The sequence below is a fragment of the Staphylococcus agnetis genome, assembly GCF_002901865.1.
GTDB lineage: Bacteria > Bacillota > Bacilli > Staphylococcales > Staphylococcaceae > Staphylococcus > Staphylococcus agnetis.
This window is the reverse complement of record NZ_PPQF01000047.1, coordinates 53,646-70,943: the sequence shown is the minus strand read 5'-3', so window position 1 is coordinate 70,943 and position 17,298 is coordinate 53,646. Positions and strand designations below refer to the sequence as shown.

The following is a 17,298-nucleotide window of genomic DNA, read 5'->3' as shown; positions in this document are numbered from 1 at the left end:
AATGTCTAAATAAACATAATTGGAGTGAACAAACATGACAAAATTAGCAGTTGTAGGTGCAACAGGATTAGTAGGAACTAAAATTTTAGAAACAATTGAACGTAAGGGTATTCATTTTGATGAATTGGTATTATTTTCGTCTAAGCGTTCTGCAGGTCAAGAGGTAACGTTTAAAGGCCAAACCTACACTGTTCAAGAATTGACTGAGCCCGCAACAGACGGTCAATTTGATTATGTGTTAATGAGTGCTGGCGGTGGAACAAGTGAACAGTTCGCCCCACTTTTTGAACAACATGGTGCAATCGTCATTGATAACTCAAGTCAATGGCGTATGACAGATGACGTTGATTTAGTAGTACCTGAAGTTAATGCGCCTACGTTTCAACGTGGTATTATCGCTAATCCAAACTGTTCGACAATTCAATCTGTCGTACCTTTAAAGCCACTTCAAGATACATTTGGGCTTAAACGTGTCGCTTATACGACATATCAAGCTGTATCAGGATCTGGAATGCAAGGGAAAAAAGATTTAGAAGATGGTGCTCACGGAGCGCAGCCTAAAGCTTATCCTCACCCAATTTATAACAATGTTTTACCGCATATTGATGTCTTTTTAGACAATGACTACACAAAAGAAGAACAAAAAATGATAGATGAGACACGTAAGATTCTGAATTTACCAGATTTAAAAGTCACTGCAACATGTGTACGTGTTCCAGTTCAAGACAGCCATAGTGTGCACATTAATGTATCGCTTGAGAAACCGGCCTCAGTTGAATCCATACGTGCATTGTTTGAAAAAGATAACCGTGTAGTTTTAGTGGACGATCCAAAAAGCAATGCGTACCCTTTAGCCATTCATTCAACGGGTAAAGATGAGGTGTTTGTAGGACGTATTCGTCAAGATGACTCCTTAGAAAATACATTTCATATTTGGTGTACGTCTGACAACTTGCTTAAGGGTGCCGCATTAAATGCTGTACAGGTACTTGAACAAGTCTTAGCACTCAGAGCGTAAATTTTTGAAGGGAGTCAGATATTATGACACATATTTTTGAAGGTACGGGTGTGGCACTTATCACCTCTTTTTCAAATAATCAAGTTGACTATCCAGCCATTCGTAAGCAAGTAAATTATTTAATAGACCAAGGCATTCAGTCTTTAGTGGTAAACGGAACAACAGCAGAAAATCCAACTTTAACACAAGATGAAAAAGATAATATTTTGAAAACGGTCATTGAAGAAAATGCCTCACGTGTGCCAATCATCGTAGGAACAGGAACGAATAATACAGCATATTCAATTCAAGCCTCTTTACGAGCGAAAGCGCTCGGCGCAGATGCGATTATGTTAATTACGCCTTATTACCTTAAAACGAGTCAACGTGGCCTTATTGCTCATTTTGAAGCGATAGCCAATGCGGTTGAATTACCTGTTGTACTTTACAACGTTCCATCACGTACCAATTCTACAATTGAAGTTGACACACTCGTGCATTTAAGTAAAAACCCATATATTGTTGCATTAAAAGATGCCACAAATGATTTTGATTATTTGAAAGCAATTCAACAACACATCGATACAGACCAATTTGCATTGTATAGTGGTAATGATGATAATATCGTTGATTATTATAATCAAGGTGGGCATGGTGTGATATCAGTAGTTGCAAATGTGATTCCGAGAGCGTTTCAAGAAATTTATAGTCACTCTGAATCACGTGCACAATTATTTGAACCGATTTCACAGTTGCTAGAAGCAATGTCTATTGATGTTAACCCGGTCCCTATTAAATATTTAGCAGCGCTTGAAGGTTTTGGTCAATATGAAGTGCGTCTCCCTCTGGTCCCTTTAAATGAAGAAGAACAAGCGCAATTAAAAGCTGTTTATCAACAATTTAAGGAAGGTGTCGAAGCTTGAATATCGTATTAATAGGCTATGGTGCAATGAACCAACGTGTTGCACGATTAGCAGAAGAACAAGGTCATCACATTGTAGGTGTGATTGTAAATGATCAAAAACGCCCAATCCCCTACCCTTTATTTACAAAACTAAGTGACATTGAATCTGCAGATGTCGCTATCGATTTTTCACATCCTGACTTATTACTTCCATTATTAGAAGATTCATTTCACCTTCCATTAGTGGTTGCCACGACAGGTGAAAAGGAAAAAATAACATCAAAATTAAAAGATTTAAGCCAACACATGCCAATCTTTTTTAGCGCTAATATGAGTTATGGTGTGCATGTACTCACAAAACTATTGGAAGTGGCTGTACCACTGCTCAATGATTATGACATTGAGCTCACCGAAGCACATCATAACAAAAAAGTCGATGCGCCTAGTGGAACGCTAGTGAAGCTATATGATGTGATTAAAGATTTACGAGAACAAAGTTATCCGGTATATGATAGGCATGAAAAATCAAAGCCACGTGAGGCCGATGAAATTGGTGTTCATGCAATACGCGGTGGCACGATTGTTGGTGAACATGACGTTCTTTTTGCGGGTGTTGATGAAACCATTACATTAACACACCGAGCGCAATCTAAAGACATTTTTGCAAATGGTGCGTTAAATGCAGCGTCAAAATTAATTCATAAACAAAATGGGTATTATACATTTGATGATTTATAAGAGGAGGACGTGAACTATGGTACAAAATTTTACAGCTGAGGAAATTATTAACTACATTAGCGATGCAAAAAAATCTACACCCATAAAAGTGTATATTAATGGTGAATTTAGCGAAGTTCATTTTCCAGATACTTTTAATGTTTTTGGTGGAGAAAATTCAAAAATTATCTTTTGTGAAGCGGATGATTGGAAAACATTTTATGAAGAAAATCATATGTTGATTGAAGATCTAGAAATTGAAATGGATCGTAGAAATTCAGCAATTCCATTAAAAGATTTAACCAATACAAATGCGCGTATAGAACCAGGTGCATTTATAAGAGAACATGCGGTTATTGGCGACGGCGCTGTGGTAATGATGGGCGCTACAATCAATATAGGAGCAGTTGTCGGTGAAGGCACAATGATTGACATGAATGCGACATTGGGTGGCCGCGCAACTACTGGCAAAAATGTTCATGTAGGTGCAGGTGCAGTTTTAGCGGGTGTCATTGAACCACCAAGTGCTGCACCTGTCGTCATTGAAGATAACGTCCTTATCGGCGCCAATGCGGTAATTTTAGAAGGTGTACGTGTCGGCGAAGGTGCTATTGTTGCAGCAGGCGCCATTGTGACGCAAGATGTACCAGCAGGCGCTGTTGTAGCTGGAACGCCTGCCAAAGTGATAAAACAAACGCATGAAGTCGAAGATACGAAACGTGAAATTGTCTCTGCATTACGAAAATTAAATGATTAACGACTAAGCTATGTTGTCAGGTTTTATTAAAGTGTGACATTGATATAGTACGTTATAAAAGAACATGATATAAAGTTGAAAGGGTGAAGGGTGTTAAAATGCCACTCCCCTTTTTATACATAAGCTGAGGTGAATGAAATGGATGAACTTCAATTTGTAACGACGCATCGTCGATATTTACATCAACATCCAGAATTAAGTTTAGAGGAGTATGAAACTACAAATTATATAGAAACTTTTTTAAAGCAACTTGATATCCCCTATCAACGTCCTCTCGAAACGGGTATTATTGGTTACCTTGAAGGGAATAGTCATCATACATTGGCATTTCGTGCAGATATAGATGCGCTCCCTATTCATGAACAAAATAATGTGGATTATCGAAGCCAATTTGACAATAAAATGCATGCGTGTGGACATGACGGTCATACAACGGCGCTCATGTTGTTTGTAAAACGTTGTAAAGCACTTTATGATGCAAAAAAGTTACCACATAATGTAGTATTCATCTTTCAACCCGCTGAGGAATCAGGTGGTGGTGCCAATCTTTTGATTAAATCGAATGCCCTAGCACAATATCAAATTAATGCTATTTATGGTGTGCATATCATGCCTTTTGTTGATGAGGGTTCGGTTGCGATTCGAAATGATGAAATTACAGCATGTGCAACAGAATATCGCTTTTACTTGGAAGGACAATCGAGTCATGTCGCTAATAAAGAACAAGGTCGATCAGCAGGAGAAGCATTACATCATGTGATAACGCAACTGGCTCAAATTCAACAATATCACCTTAATGGACTTCAACGTAATATTGTCCACATTGGTCATTTTAAAGCAGGAGAAGCAATAAATACTGTGCCTTCTCAAGGTTATTTAGAAGGTACCATTCGTACGTACAGTATGGAAGATCTAGCAATAATTAAAAATCAAATGCAAAAAATTGCTGAAAGTGCGCATCACCTATTTCAAGTGAAGTGTGACGTGACGTTTGCTGAAGGATATCCACCAACAATGAATGACCCTAGTTTAAAAAAATATGTCGTCGACAGTATCGAATATAATGGAAATACTGTTATCGAAAATGAAACACCCTACTTATTTGGGGAAGACTTCAGTTTTTATGGTCAAGTAGCACCAAGTTATTTTGTATTTGTTGGTACTAAAAATGAGTTGAAACAATTTGTTAGTGGGTTACATACCCCTCACTTAAACTTTGACGAGCATATTTTAATTCGCATTGCAGATTATTATGAACGTCTGTTATTTAATTATAATGAGGTGTAAGCATGACGGCATTATGGCAATTGAACACACAACTTTTTCGAGAAAATATTCGACGTGTGAAACAGCATTATCCCATTATGGCTGTAGTAAAAAACAATGCATATAACTATGGATTGGCATTTGCAATTAAAACGTTTATGGAAGAAGGTATTGACACATTTAGTACGACTTCTTTATCAGAAGCAATTCAAATCAGGCAGCTTGCACCTCGTGCCACAATATTTTTAATGAACCCGAGCCGAGAATTTGATGTACTACGCGAGAATGATATTCATGTTACATTGCCCTCTAAATCTTTTTATGATACGCATAAGCATGATTTGGTTGACATCCATGTACATATAGAATACGAAAATCTGTTACATCGTTCAGGCTTTCAAAACATTGATGACATTCGTGACGTTTTAGAAGATCATGCTCAAAATCAGAGTGATAAGATGATAGTCACTGGATTATGGACACACTTTGGTTATGCGGACGAGTTTGATGTAGAAGACTATCATATTGAAAAACAAAAATGGCGCGCGCTTGTGGATGAACTTCATCAAGATGGCTATCAATTTGAATTAATTCATGCGCAAAATAGTGCAAGTTATTTTAGAGAAAATGGAATCTTCTCGAGGCATTCACATGTGCGTGTTGGAATCGCGTTATATGGTTCGCGTCCGTTTGCTAGTGTACCTCGCCATACCATTAAACAAGCACTGACATTAAAAGCAAATGTTATTCAGGTGAGAACCGTTCATGAAGGAGAACATTGTGGCTATAGTTTTGCTTATACAGCCCAAAATGATCATACAAAATTGGCGGTCGTTGACATTGGCTATGGAGATGGGATTTTGAGAACACGGGCACAACATGATGTGTTAATCAACGACAAACGCTATCCTATTCGAGCATTAATGATGAGTCATATGTTTGTAGAAGTCGACGCAAATGTTAAAGCTGGAGATGAGGTTATCATCTATAATGACATATTACGCATCGATGATTATACATTTAAAGGTGTCGGAGCAAATTCTGAACAGTTAAGTGCTTTAAATTTAAATTCATTAATAAAGGAGTATCAATCATGACAGTCTCATACAATCAAAATGGTGTATTAACTTTAGGAAATACGAATTTAAAAACACTCGCACAAAGTTTCGGAACCCCTACCATTGTCTATGATGAAATGTACATACGGCAACAAATGAGACGTTATCATCAAGCGTTTCAAAAAATGGATGTTAATTATGTGTTGTCATATGCGTCGAAGGCATTTACGTGTATCCAAATGGTCAAGTTAGCAGATGAAGAGAACTTTGATTTAGATGTTGTGTCTATTGGTGAATTATATACAGCGATAGAAGCTGGGTTCGATCCTAAACGCATACATTTTCATGGTAACAATAAAACAAAGGACGAGATTCAATATGCTTTAAAGTGTGGGATTGGTTATTTTGTAGTAGATGCTCTTGATGAAATCGCACTCATTGACCAATACGCAACTGAGTCCATTGATGTTTTAATACGAGTCAATCCTGGTGTTGAAGCGCATACTCACGAATTTATACAAACGGGTCAAGAGAAAAGTAAATTTGGTTTATCTATCAAACATGGTTTAGCTCAGAAAGGTGTAGAGATGGTTCGTAATAGTGAACATCTTCACTTAAAGGGGATTCATTTTCACATAGGTTCACAAATTGAGGAAACAACAGGAATGAAAGAAACAGCTAAAATCGTTTTGAAGTGGCTTAAAACATCAAATATCAATATTGAAATGCTTAATATCGGTGGCGGTTTCGCTGTAAAGTATGTGGATGGAGATTCTTCATTTAACATTGAAGAAGGTATTCCGGAAATTGTGGAGAATATAAAATTCACTTGTCATGATTTGGACTATCCACTCCCTACATTGAGTATTGAACCAGGTCGCTCTATTGTCGCAGAAGCGGGTGTGACATTATATGAAGTCGGTTCAATTAAAGAGATACCCAATGTTAATAAATATGTATCAGTAGATGGTGGTATGAGTGACCATATTCGCACTGCACTTTATGATGCGAAATATGATGTTAAACTTGTGAATCGCAATGAACCAAGTGAGGATACAGTAACGATTGCGGGTAAATTGTGTGAATCTGGCGATATATTAATTCATGAGGCTAAATTACCTAGCAGTGTACAACGCGGAGATTATCTAGCAGTATTATCCACAGGAGCATATCATTACAGTATGGCATCGAATTATAACCAAATACAAAAGCCAGCAGTATTTTTCATATCAGATGGTAAAGCGAGAGAAGTTATAAAAAGGCAGTCATTACGTCAACTCATCATCAATGACGTTAAATAAATGATACGTTTGATTAATTAATGAGACTGTTATATTGGGGGACTACAAATGATAGTTCCCCTTTTGTATTATCAAAATGTTTCATCTATGTATAAGTGTAACCTACCTTCTCAAGAGAGTGTTAAGTGAAGTTTTGAGATGATTATGGAGAAGCACTTATACAAAATAAAAAAACAGTGAAGCATTCCTCACTGTTTTGTATTAGTCAATATTGCATCTATTTATTATAGTTTAACAACGTTTGCAGCTTGTGGACCGCGGTCGCCTTCAACTACTTCAAATTCAACTGATTGACCTTCTTCTAATGATTTGTAACCTTCTTGGTTAATAGCTGAGAAGTGTACGAATACGTCGTTTTCACCTTCAACTTCGATAAAACCAAAACCTTTTTCAGCGTTAAACCATTTTACTGTACCTTGTTTCATAATCTGTGAAACCTCCAAGACTAAAATTCAATATGCGTTATTCGCATATTACAAAAAATACTATTTCGACAATATAAAGCATTAAAATATTCTTTGCAATATGGAATAATGCCATTGCTTAAAAACTATTATACGTGAACACTACTGTATTTGCAATATCGAAATGAAAATTTTTAAATTAGTCAATTAAAGGTAGATTATAATAAATTTTTTCATTGTTTAATATGATAAAGCTATCAAATATTTGAAGATCTTCATCGCAATGTTCACAATAATTCATATCGCAATTATTATAAAAAGCATACATGTGGTGTTTACCTACGATACAATTATCATAAGATGCTTGTGCTTCTTTAATTAAATGTGTGTATGTATTGATAAACGATGCATAAGTTTCAAAGTAGTAAGTTTCGATAGAATAGTCTCTCCAATCGTCAAAAAGCCACCACCCTTCATAATCGGTGCGTATTTTTACAACTTCCCACATTGACTTAGCCCCCTATTCTTACAAATCGTAATATCTATCAAAATAAGTGTTTTTGCATTGAATTGCAAGTAATAATAGAGTAATGCAACTCATAGTATATATGTAAGCGTTCAAACAATCTAACATTAAAGAACGTCTCATAATAATCATAAGCTGATGATTGATACGCATTCAATGTTAATGATGATAGAACCTATATACAGATTAAACGAAGTGACGATGTTATTGCACAAAAAATGCTTCATTGCATGTACAGTACTCCCCTAGTTTAACATTCTTATAATGTTAAAAGCTCATCATTTCATGTGACGCAATTATATAGCATTTCGTTGGCAAATTATTAGTCTTTATAATCTAAAATCCGTATAATTAACATAAGAGGTGGTAGTTATGAAACATAATTTCATACGCGTTTATGGACGTGTTCAAGGTGTGGGCTTTCGTTATTTTACACAAAGGCTTGCATTGAAATATGACATTGTAGGTTATGTTAAAAATGTGCAAGATTTTGTTGAAGTAGACGCACAAGGATCTGAAGAAAACTTAAAGACATTTACTGAAGCCGTAATTAAAGGTGCCTCACCTGCTTCTGATGTGAGCGATTATACAATTGAATCAAAAGATATAGATACGACGTTAACTGATTTTAAAACAGAATGATGATATATGAAGGAAGATGACTATGAGATATCAAATTTCAAGGCTTTTTGGAGGACTTGTAGGAATTCCAGTAGCAATTGGTGCATTTATAACAAGTATTTTCACACTAGATATTATGTTAATATATGATATTTTAATTGGTTCTGCTGGATTTATATTAGGGTACATTCCTACTCAAAGATTAACATCAAGAAGTTACTTGAAGGAATTAAATCTATCGCGTAAAGACTATCGTTATATTACGCATCAAATTCATACGGCTCAAAATAAAATCAAACGTATTTTTAAAACGTTTATCAATGTGCGGTCCATAAATGATTTTAAACTAGTGAATGATATTTACCGTATTTCTAGAACGGTAAATACGACCGTTCGTCAAAGACCGGATCTATTCTATAACATTGAAAGTTTTTATTATACACATATTGATAATGCATTAAATTTAATAGAAAGCTATACACGACTTGCAAAAATGCCTGCTAAGTCAGCTGAAGAACGTCAAATGCTGCAACAAACTCGAATAACACTTGAAGAAGTCAGACGCACTTTAGTCGCTGATTTAAAAGAAGTTAATGCACAGGACTATAATCAATTAGATACTGAAATGAGACTTAATAAAATGTATCAAAAACGAAAAGAAATGGAGCATGAAAAATGAGAGATAATGATATGTCAAAAGTTGATCAAGGTCATCCATTAGATCACTATTTTAGTTCATTTGATAATAATGATCAAAAAAAGACCCCATCAGACCAAATGCATTTAGAAGAGACCAATGAAAAACAACCGCAATTTTCTAAGCAAGATCAAGAAAAAATTAAAAGTCTATCACAACAAATTAAGCCTTTAGACCATGACAGTTTGTTACACTTTGGCTCAAATGCGCAATCTCATTTATCTCAATTTTCACATCAAATGTTAAGTGAAATTCAGTCCAAAGACGTTGGTCCAATTGGTGATACTTTAGAAAGCTTAATGAAAAAATTAAAAGAAGTAAATCCTGAAGAATTATCACAAAAAAATGATGGTATGTTAAAGAAATGGTTTAAGCGTTCAAAAAATTCAATGCAACAGCTTTTTTCTCGCATGCAATCGGTGAGTGCTCAAGTTGATCGTATTTCGGTAGAACTTGATAAAAATAAATCATTACTTGTTAAAGATAACAAGCTATTAGATCAACTTTATACTCAAAATAAAGATTATTATGATGTTTTAAATTTATATATTGCAGCAGCTGAAGAGAAAAAGCATGAAATTGTTACCCATGTGTTACCTGAAATGCGTACGAAGGTACAACAAAGTGATAACCAAATGGCTGTACAAGATGTTGCAGATATGGAACAGTTTGTAGATCGCTTAGAAAAGCGTATTTATGATTTACAATTGTCGCGTCAAATTACGTTACAATCTGCACCACAAATTCGAATGATTCAAAATATTAATCAAGCATTGGCTGAAAAAATACAAAGTTCTATTTTAACAAGTATCCCATTATGGAAAAATCAAATGGCCATTGCCCTTACGTTACAACGTCAAAATAAAGCAGCAGTTGCTCAAAAACAAGTGACGGATACAACGAATGAAATACTCCTTAGAAATTCTGAAATGTTAAAACAAAATGCACGTATTACAGCTGAAGAAAATGAACGTGGTATTGTTGATATTGAAACGTTAAAAACAACACAAGATAACATTATACAAACGATTGAAGAAACGCTTCAAATTCAAGCTGAAGGTAGACAAAAACGTATGCAAGCTGAAAAAGATTTACAACAATTAGAGGCTAATTTACGTCAACGATTAGGTGACGCTGAAAAGCACCGTAATCAAACAAAATTATATCAATAGTTATAAGAAAACGCCCACAATCATGCATATGCGTGATTGTGGGCGTTGTATGTTGATTTATTCTTTTTCGTATACGATAATATTAGACTTTTTGACGAATGCACCAATGACGTATGCAATAATGAGTGTCACAACCATAATTGGGAACCACTCTAAAGCGAATTGATGTAAAGGCAATTTACTTATAAAGCTAAAGTTTGCCCATCCATTTGCATGTATTACGCTAAGGATAGATTCTAAAGTGATCACAGCAACGGTAATCTGTTGCGTAATGCGACGTGTTGGTATAAAACGTGCGATTAAAATGAGTAAAACAGTTGTAATCGCGATTGGATAAATGATGGATAAAACTGGTACAGATAATTTGATCACAGCATTTAATCCTAAATTTGATAAGAATAAACTGATAAAAGTAAAAAAGATAACAAAAATTTTGTATGATACTTTAGGAAATAATCCATGGAAATATTCACTAACTGCTACGACTAAACCACACGCAGTTGTTAAACAAGCTAAAGCGACAATGATTCCAAGAAGGTATTTACCAAATGCACCATAGCCTGTATTTGCCATTGTGACTAGTAAATGGGCACCAATATTACGATCTTGAGCCACAAGCTGTTGCATTGTAGTTTCAGATAATACGATATGATTTCCGATAAATCCTAATGAAATATAAATAACAGCCAGTGCAAATGCTGCAATTAAACCGGCTAAAGCTGTTTGTTTAAAAATTTGATTCGCATGTTTAACCCCTGTCGCTTTAATTGCGTTGATAACAATCATGGAAAAGGCAATAGCTGCAATGGCGTCCATTGTTAAATAACCATCAGTAAAACCTTTAGAAAAACCGGCTAAATTAGAGGTATACACTTCAGGGTCTGCCTGGTTATTCGGTTTACCACCAAAATCGATGAACCCTTTAACAATCATTGCAACAATCGTAATAAGTAGTAAAGGTGTTAAAATGGCACCAATACGATCTACGATTTTTCCAGGATTCAAACATAAATATAATACAATCGCAAAATAGATGATTGTAAAAATTAATAACGCGATTGGATTACTTGTTCCGATAATTGGCGTGATTGTCATTTCGAAAGACGTCGATGCTGTACGTGGTATCGCAAATAACGGTCCAATTGTTAAATAAATCGCAACTAAAAATATAATTGAAAATCCTGGATGGATTTTATTAATAGCCCCAACATAACCTTGTTTATCAAGTGCGCCTACCACTATCCCCAATAATGGAAGACCAATACCTGTTAAAACAAAGGCTAAAATAGATGGCCAAAAATATTGGCCACTAGAAAGGCCTAAAGATGGTGGGAAAATCAAGTTACCTGCGCCGAAAAATATCGCAAATAACATAAACCCAATAACAAGTGTATTTTTGTTCATATTGCTACTCCTTCAATCAACTTTTAAAATTTATGTCTCATTCTATCACATATAGATAAAAGCGTCCATAAAATTTCAGAAAATTTGAAAATATTTTCTCCATTTTGAGCTTTAATGCGTTAAAATGATTTCAACAATAGTTTTTTCAGTAAAGGTGATAATAAACTCGGCAAGTTTTCTACCCCTTCCACAAAGATGGCATATGCACCATAAATATTGTGAATGGTTTGTTCAGTTGATTCGGTTATTGGATTTTGACTTAAAAATACATTGAAAATTTCAATACCAAGTTTGCGGCTCTGTTCGACTGCTTCATACGTATCTAAAATACCATCCTGACTATAATTAAAAGCGGATGGTTCACCATCTGAAAAAACAATTAAAAACTTTTGATTTTCAGCACGTGTGAGCAAACGCTGACTTGCAATACGTATGGCAACGCCGTCTCGATTATCATCTTGTGGCGTCAAACTCATGATCCTAGGTGCTTCGCTATGATAGATGGATTGATGATATTGAATGATTTCATCGATGATATTAGGTTGATATGTTTCATCAGCATCAAATGCATCTTCATTAAATGCTAGAATTTCATGACGAACATTTAACGTTTTAAGTGTTTCATGAAATAAGACTACACCTTTAATGGTTTCATCCATTTTGTCATGCATACTTGCTGAGGCATCTATTAGTAATGTAAATGTAGCATCAAATGATTGGCTCATATCTGCTTTTTTAAAAAACACTTTATACTGATCATCAACAAACCAGTTGATTAAATTTTTTTGTAAGCGGCCTTTAGTTAAATCATTACGTTGATCTTGATATTCGCGGTCAATCGTTTTTTTAATAATTTGTATTAAATCACGTGTTTCATATTGTACAGACTGTTGCACTTTAGCGTAGGCTATCATATGTTCAGGTTGTATTTCCGGTCTATTCCATTTAATATCTACATATTGATTGATACCAGATAAAGCTAAAAGCGGATGACGTCCGTGTAACTCCCCGCCTTCTTCATCATCAATGCTATCTTTTGAGCCATGCCCTTTTTTAGCTTCCATATTTGTCATATCATCTGTGCTGTCGCCTTCTCTAGCTGTATCACTTTCATTCAAAACATCGCTATTTTGTCCTTCATGAAGTTCCATTTCGAGATACGCACCACCTGCTGTTTCACTATCAGATGATTTCATTTCAATTGATTCAGTATCAACACAGTCAGATTCTTGCGTTTGGCCATCCGTTTGTGATGCATCCATACGTCTAATATCATCTAATGATAAATGACCAATAGATTCATATACTCTTCGAGGAATATGATAATATTCATTTAACATATCCTCTGTCAACCAATCATCAATTTGAAACATAATGCGTTGCGTTAACAATAAACTATCTTCACTTGTTTGTAGGTTAAAAAAGTCAGGTAAATAGTGATACATGTGCTGTAAAATACTCGTTAAATCATCATGAATATAAGGAATATCATAAAAGTTTTCTGTTAAAAATGCATATTCTAAATTTAAAAACAATAAATCCGAATATAACGTTTTTGTACGATAAACTTTAATTTGAGTTTGGCAATATTGTTGGCGAATTTGTCGACGCACTTGAATCATTTTTGATGCACTGGGACGTTCATTTTCAATGAGGTGAAGCATACGCATTTCTTCAATCAGTTTAAATAACTGTCTATAAAATTTTGGATGTTGAAAAGCTTCGTCATTTTGAAGTACTGCATTCACGATGTGAGGCGCCATATTAAAATAACTGTAAGTTGCGAGTAATACATCTGTTTTTAAGCCTGTCTTCTCAATATGTTCAGGTCGATGCGCCCAAAATGAACTACATATAACAGTGTTATCAATTGCATCATAATATGGGAATTTATGAATTTTCACTTGTGTTTCAGGGTTTTTTAACAATAAACGTGATAAATCTTGAAGCATCATCACTTTCATGGCGTCTAATTGTTCATCGTTAAAGAGTATAAAACGATCGCTCATTGTGTCACCTTCTAAAAGTTTAGTTCTACAGCATTTTGTACAGCTTGTCGTTCTCTTTCATCTTCTAATTTATCAATAATTGTACGTTGTATCGCACGTTCGACAGGCATTGCTGTAGCTAAATCACTTAAGTCTATAAGTGCTCGAATACTTGCTGCTTCTTCTGAAAGTTGCCCTTGTTTTGTCATAGTACGCAAGTCTTCGTTAAATTTAATAATTTGCTTTATACGTGCCGAATCTTGTAGTAGACTTTGTGCCTTAATAACATCGTGAAGTGTGTCACCATCTATATAATCTACATTAATCACCACAAAACGGTTTTTTAATGCTTCATTCATAGGTAACGTTCCAACGTATCCTTCATTGATTGCAGCAATAACTTTAAATCCTTTAGCGGCTTTAATCACTTCACCCGTAAATGGATTAGTGAGTTGACGTCTATAATCAAGAACGCCATTTAATATTGGTAATGTTTCCGGTTTTGCCATGTTGATTTCATCAATGTACAAAATATGTCCTTTTTTCATCGCTTGAATGACAGGACCATCTATAAAAATAATTTCTTGTTGGCCATTGTCATTCGTTTTTATAGTTTTAAATCCTAATAAGCTTTCAGTATCAAGGTCTACTGAACAGTTCACTTGATGCATAGGTATATTGAGTGTTTGACTCAAAGTTTCGGCAAGTTTTGTTTTTCCTGAACCTGTAGGCCCTTTAAGTAAAATATTTTTATTTAATTGAAATAGCTTGACCGCATCTCCAAATACATTTTCATCAGCGTTTATATATCCCTTAGTTTGTGTCACTTTATTCACCCTTCTTAACAAGAAAAAAGACGTGAGTACAAGTGTACCCCCGTTTTTTTCATCATTTTTTAATTTTAAACTTCTTCAAAATATGTTTTATAGTAGCCGCCTACAAGGCCTGAATTATCAATAATTTGATAGTATTCTTCAGTTTCATTAACGACATCGTAAACTTTGCCTATCGTTAACATATGACTAACTTTGAATTTTTTGGCATCCACATGGACGACCTTTACTTGTTTGATTGGCGTTTTTTCTTTCCACGTTTCATGTAACATAATATCACCTTTTATGATTCATCTAGAGTTAATATAAACGACATGCCACTCACATCATTGATACGAATTGCACGTGTCTTATCTTGTTCATTTTTAAGTTGTTGATAAGGAAGTTCATTTAATTCAAGTTGTTTAATTGCAGTATTTAAATGTTGTTCGTCGCGTGCAGTAAACTCTATTTGTTCAACAATACCTACCTCAGGAAATTTTATAGGCGAAGATGGTGTGTATAAATGAACTTCTGTTCCTAAACCACCCTCATCTAAATGTAAAACAACCACCTTATTATCATCATGTTCTTTAGTATACTCACCCAATGGCGTAAAACCAAAGACTTGTGTGAGCATAGAAAATGTAACCATTAATTCATTGGTTTTAATCACGATGGGACCTAGTCCTTGTATTTGATGCAATGGATTAACGCTACTATCTTCATACGGCATGCCAAGACCTACCCCTGAATTATGCTCATTTGAAAAAATTGAAAATGTTTGTTGAGTATCATCTGTAAATTCAAAATATGCGTGGCCATTCAGTAAACTTGGTTCAGAAAATGAAATGTCCGCACCATTTAAAATATCAGCATAATGCTCCAATCCTTCATTTGAAGGTGTTCTTAAACCAATAGAATCAAAATGACGGTATGGTTCAGATAAGCCTTGAGGTATTTCAACAAATTGAATACGTGTACCTGGCGATATATTTCCGTCACCGAATTGAATCGCACCATGATGTTTTTTATAATTCAGTCCAAGTGTGTGATGAAATAATTCAATCGTTTGATTTAAATTATCTGTAGCTAATGTAACGCTTCGAATACCACTCATGATACAACCTCCACTATAATCAACACTTAATATATGCTTAAGTGTATCATAAAGCGATAATTTTGTAGAGATTACAGTTTGAAACTTACTTTATAAAATTAAATGTGGTTGAGGCATAAAAGTCTGATTTATATAGTTCACTAAGCCTCGCATTTATAGTGGTATGACAGAAACATCATTGTTGTAGTAGTGTGCTGAGATATATATGAAGATGTTAGAAAAAAAGAGTTGTGCACATTGTTTAGTGTCAATGATTTTAAAGAAACCCACCTAACAACAATGCTAGGTGGGTTAGTATTATTTACGCTTCTTACGATTCTAATAATAAATCTTCAGGATTTTCAATTAAATCTTTAATTGTTTTTAAGAATCCTACTGCTTCTTTACCATCAATAATGCGATGATCATAACTTAATGCTAAATACATCATAGGACGGTTTTCAATTTTGTCTCCATCAACAGCAATTGGACGTGTAATAATAGAATGCATACCTAAAATCGCAGCTTGGTTCCCATTAATAATTGGTGTAGACATCATTGAACCGAAAATACCACCATTAGTAATAGTAAATGAACCGTTCATCATATCGTCGAGAGAAAGTTTATTATCACGCGCTTTGGCAGCTAAGTTCGCGATTTCTTCTTCAATTTCAGCAAAGTTCTTTTTATCACAATCACGGACGTTTGGTACTAACAAACCACCAGGTGTTGATACCGCAACACCAATATCGTAGAATTGTTTTGTTACCATGTAATCTCCATCAATTTCTGCATTCACTTCTGGATATTTTTTCAAAGCAGCGACTGCAGCTTTAGTAAAGAACGACATGAAGCCAAGTTTTGTACCGTTATGATCTTCCATAAATTTTTCTTTTTTACGTTTACGTAGATTCATTACATTTGTCATATCTACTTCATTGAAAGTCGTTAACATTGCTGTTTGGTTACTCACTTCAAGTAACTTTTTAGCAGCTGTTTGTTTTCTACGTGTCATTTTTTCTCGAATGACTGGTTTTGACGGCGTAGAAGGTTTTTGTGGTTTTGCTTCTGTTTGGGATGCTTTTTCTTGCGTTGTAGAAGCTTGAGATGTTGAACCTCGTTCTACATCTTCTTTTCGTACGATGCTTTGCACCTCATTTAAACTAATACCTTTTTCACGTGCTGCACGACGCGCTGATGGTGTGGCATTAATTCTCTCATTGGATGTGGACGCTTGTTTTTCAGAATCTGTTGCTTGAGATGATTTCTGATTTGAAGTATCTTCGTTAGTTTTATTCGATTTTTCTTCAGTTGGTGTTGCACTTGATGCATTGCCACCACCTTCACCAACGACTGCAATAGCTTGTCCTACTTCTACAGTATCACCTTCATTGGCAAGTAATTCTTGAAGTGTCCCAGCTTCTTCAGAGACGACTTCCACATTGACTTTGTCTGTTTCTAATTCGAGGATGGCTTCACCTTTTTCAACTGTGTTACCAACTTGTTTTAACCATTCTGCAATGGTACCTTCTGTGATAGATTCTGCTAATTCTGGAACTTTTACCTCTGCCATTT

18 protein-coding genes are annotated in these 17,298 nt (G+C 35.0%); 10 read left to right on the top strand and 8 right to left on the bottom strand.

Annotated elements, in window-relative coordinates; genetic code table 11:
- Positions 1-34 precede the first annotated feature (34 nt).
- The 7 genes from CD172_RS07940 to lysA all read left to right on the top strand — a co-directional run bounded on the left by CD172_RS07940 (position 35) and on the right by lysA (position 7,000).
- On the top strand, positions 35-1,018 hold the full coding sequence (locus CD172_RS07940) for an aspartate-semialdehyde dehydrogenase (protein ID WP_060551019.1): 984 nt from the start codon (positions 35-37) through the stop codon (positions 1,016-1,018).
- A 23-nt stretch (positions 1,019-1,041) separates the two neighbouring features.
- Positions 1,042-1,920, top strand: a complete 879-nt coding sequence (gene dapA, locus CD172_RS07935; RefSeq protein WP_103346018.1) for a 4-hydroxy-tetrahydrodipicolinate synthase — start codon at positions 1,042-1,044, stop codon at positions 1,918-1,920.
- A complete protein-coding gene (gene dapB, locus CD172_RS07930) occupies positions 1,917-2,639 on the top strand; it encodes a 4-hydroxy-tetrahydrodipicolinate reductase (protein WP_103346017.1) in 723 nt (240 codons plus the stop codon). Before dapA ends, dapB begins: the two co-directional genes overlap by 4 nt.
- Before the next feature lie 16 nt (positions 2,640-2,655).
- Positions 2,656-3,375, top strand: coding sequence for a 2,3,4,5-tetrahydropyridine-2,6-dicarboxylate N-acetyltransferase (gene dapD / locus CD172_RS07925; RefSeq protein WP_060551025.1), 720 nt, complete (start codon positions 2,656-2,658; stop codon positions 3,373-3,375).
- Between the two features lie 138 nt (positions 3,376-3,513).
- Positions 3,514-4,662: a M20 metallopeptidase family protein gene (locus CD172_RS07920; protein WP_103346016.1), complete on the top strand. Its 1,149-nt coding sequence runs from the start codon at positions 3,514-3,516 to the stop codon at positions 4,660-4,662.
- Positions 4,663-4,664: 2 nt separating this feature from the next.
- Positions 4,665-5,738 carry an alanine racemase gene (alr, locus tag CD172_RS07915; protein ID WP_103346015.1) on the top strand — a complete coding sequence of 358 codons (1,074 nt, stop codon included), beginning with the start codon at positions 4,665-4,667 and terminating at the stop codon, positions 5,736-5,738.
- On the top strand, positions 5,735-7,000 hold the full coding sequence (gene lysA, locus CD172_RS07910) for a diaminopimelate decarboxylase (protein WP_103346014.1): 1,266 nt from the start codon (positions 5,735-5,737) through the stop codon (positions 6,998-7,000). The genes alr and lysA overlap by 4 nt, the downstream gene beginning before the upstream one ends.
- A 224-nt stretch (positions 7,001-7,224) precedes the next feature.
- On the opposite strand, the gene cspA is transcribed toward lysA, so the two are convergent.
- Positions 7,225-7,425 carry a cold shock protein CspA gene (cspA, locus tag CD172_RS07905; protein WP_001831260.1) on the bottom strand — a complete coding sequence of 67 codons (201 nt, stop codon included), beginning with the start codon at positions 7,423-7,425 and terminating at the stop codon, positions 7,225-7,227.
- A gap of 178 nt (positions 7,426-7,603) precedes the next feature.
- On the bottom strand, positions 7,604-7,912 hold the full coding sequence (locus CD172_RS07900; protein WP_037564408.1) for a DUF1033 family protein: 309 nt from the start codon (positions 7,910-7,912) through the stop codon (positions 7,604-7,606).
- Between the two features lie 390 nt (positions 7,913-8,302).
- On the opposite strand from CD172_RS07900, the gene CD172_RS07895 reads away from it, so the two are divergent.
- Genes CD172_RS07895 through CD172_RS07885 form a run of 3 tightly spaced genes read left to right on the top strand, consistent with a single transcriptional unit; the run spans position 8,303 to position 10,420 of the window.
- Positions 8,303-8,572, top strand: a complete 270-nt coding sequence (locus CD172_RS07895; protein WP_103346013.1) for an acylphosphatase — start codon at positions 8,303-8,305, stop codon at positions 8,570-8,572.
- Between the two features lie 22 nt (positions 8,573-8,594).
- The gene (locus CD172_RS07890) at positions 8,595-9,230 is read left to right on the top strand and encodes a 5-bromo-4-chloroindolyl phosphate hydrolysis family protein (RefSeq protein ID WP_037564403.1); all 636 of its coding nucleotides are present in this window, start codon (positions 8,595-8,597) and stop codon (positions 9,228-9,230) included.
- An 11-nt stretch (positions 9,231-9,241) separates the two neighbouring features.
- Complete coding sequence (locus tag CD172_RS07885) at positions 9,242-10,420, top strand: toxic anion resistance protein (protein WP_404829375.1); 1,179 nt, start codon at positions 9,242-9,244, stop codon at positions 10,418-10,420.
- A gap of 57 nt (positions 10,421-10,477) precedes the next feature.
- Here the strand turns inward: CD172_RS07885 and brnQ3 are convergent, their stop codons facing one another.
- The 6 genes from brnQ3 to sucB form a co-directional block, all read right to left on the bottom strand.
- Positions 10,478-11,824, bottom strand: a complete 1,347-nt coding sequence (gene brnQ3, locus CD172_RS07880; RefSeq protein ID WP_037564398.1) for a branched-chain amino acid-like transporter carrier protein BrnQ3 — start codon at positions 11,822-11,824, stop codon at positions 10,478-10,480.
- A 119-nt stretch (positions 11,825-11,943) separates the two neighbouring features.
- Positions 11,944-13,833, bottom strand: coding sequence for a vWA domain-containing protein (locus tag CD172_RS07875; protein WP_103346011.1), 1,890 nt, complete (start codon positions 13,831-13,833; stop codon positions 11,944-11,946).
- An 11-nt stretch (positions 13,834-13,844) separates the two neighbouring features.
- Positions 13,845-14,639: an ATP-binding protein gene (locus tag CD172_RS07870; RefSeq protein ID WP_103346010.1), complete on the bottom strand. Its 795-nt coding sequence runs from the start codon at positions 14,637-14,639 to the stop codon at positions 13,845-13,847.
- 74 nt (positions 14,640-14,713) lie between these two features.
- Positions 14,714-14,917 carry a DUF6501 family protein gene (locus CD172_RS07865; protein WP_037564389.1) on the bottom strand — a complete coding sequence of 68 codons (204 nt, stop codon included), beginning with the start codon at positions 14,915-14,917 and terminating at the stop codon, positions 14,714-14,716.
- Between the two features lie 11 nt (positions 14,918-14,928).
- The gene (locus tag CD172_RS07860) at positions 14,929-15,744 is read right to left on the bottom strand and encodes a VOC family protein (RefSeq protein ID WP_103346009.1); all 816 of its coding nucleotides are present in this window, start codon (positions 15,742-15,744) and stop codon (positions 14,929-14,931) included.
- A 310-nt stretch (positions 15,745-16,054) separates the two neighbouring features.
- Entirely contained in the window at positions 16,055-17,296 is a 1,242-nt protein-coding gene (gene sucB, locus CD172_RS07855; RefSeq protein ID WP_103346008.1) for a dihydrolipoyllysine-residue succinyltransferase, read from the bottom strand.
- Between the last annotated feature and the right edge of the window lie 2 nt (positions 17,297-17,298).

Coding starts and splice junctions, on each gene's coding strand:
- CD172_RS07865 (WP_037564389.1), bottom strand. CDS start 14,917: ATGTTACATGAAACGTGGAAAGAAAAAACGCCAATCAAACAAGTAAAG.
- CD172_RS07900 (WP_037564408.1), bottom strand. CDS start 7,912: ATGTGGGAAGTTGTAAAAATACGCACCGATTATGAAGGGTGGTGGCTT.
- lysA (WP_103346014.1), top strand. CDS start 5,735: ATGACAGTCTCATACAATCAAAATGGTGTATTAACTTTAGGAAATACG.
- CD172_RS07860 (WP_103346009.1), bottom strand. CDS start 15,744: ATGAGTGGTATTCGAAGCGTTACATTAGCTACAGATAATTTAAATCAA.
- dapD (WP_060551025.1), top strand. CDS start 2,656: ATGGTACAAAATTTTACAGCTGAGGAAATTATTAACTACATTAGCGAT.
- CD172_RS07940 (WP_060551019.1), top strand. CDS start 35: ATGACAAAATTAGCAGTTGTAGGTGCAACAGGATTAGTAGGAACTAAA.
- CD172_RS07875 (WP_103346011.1), bottom strand. CDS start 13,833: ATGAGCGATCGTTTTATACTCTTTAACGATGAACAATTAGACGCCATG.
- dapA (WP_103346018.1), top strand. CDS start 1,042: ATGACACATATTTTTGAAGGTACGGGTGTGGCACTTATCACCTCTTTT.
- cspA (WP_001831260.1), bottom strand. CDS start 7,425: ATGAAACAAGGTACAGTAAAATGGTTTAACGCTGAAAAAGGTTTTGGT.
- brnQ3 (WP_037564398.1), bottom strand. CDS start 11,824: ATGAACAAAAATACACTTGTTATTGGGTTTATGTTATTTGCGATATTT.
- CD172_RS07885 (WP_404829375.1), top strand. CDS start 9,242: ATGTCAAAAGTTGATCAAGGTCATCCATTAGATCACTATTTTAGTTCA.
- CD172_RS07920 (WP_103346016.1), top strand. CDS start 3,514: ATGGATGAACTTCAATTTGTAACGACGCATCGTCGATATTTACATCAA.
- sucB (WP_103346008.1), bottom strand. CDS start 17,296: ATGGCAGAGGTAAAAGTTCCAGAATTAGCAGAATCTATCACAGAAGGT.
- alr (WP_103346015.1), top strand. CDS start 4,665: ATGACGGCATTATGGCAATTGAACACACAACTTTTTCGAGAAAATATT.
- CD172_RS07895 (WP_103346013.1), top strand. CDS start 8,303: ATGAAACATAATTTCATACGCGTTTATGGACGTGTTCAAGGTGTGGGC.
- CD172_RS07890 (WP_037564403.1), top strand. CDS start 8,595: ATGAGATATCAAATTTCAAGGCTTTTTGGAGGACTTGTAGGAATTCCA.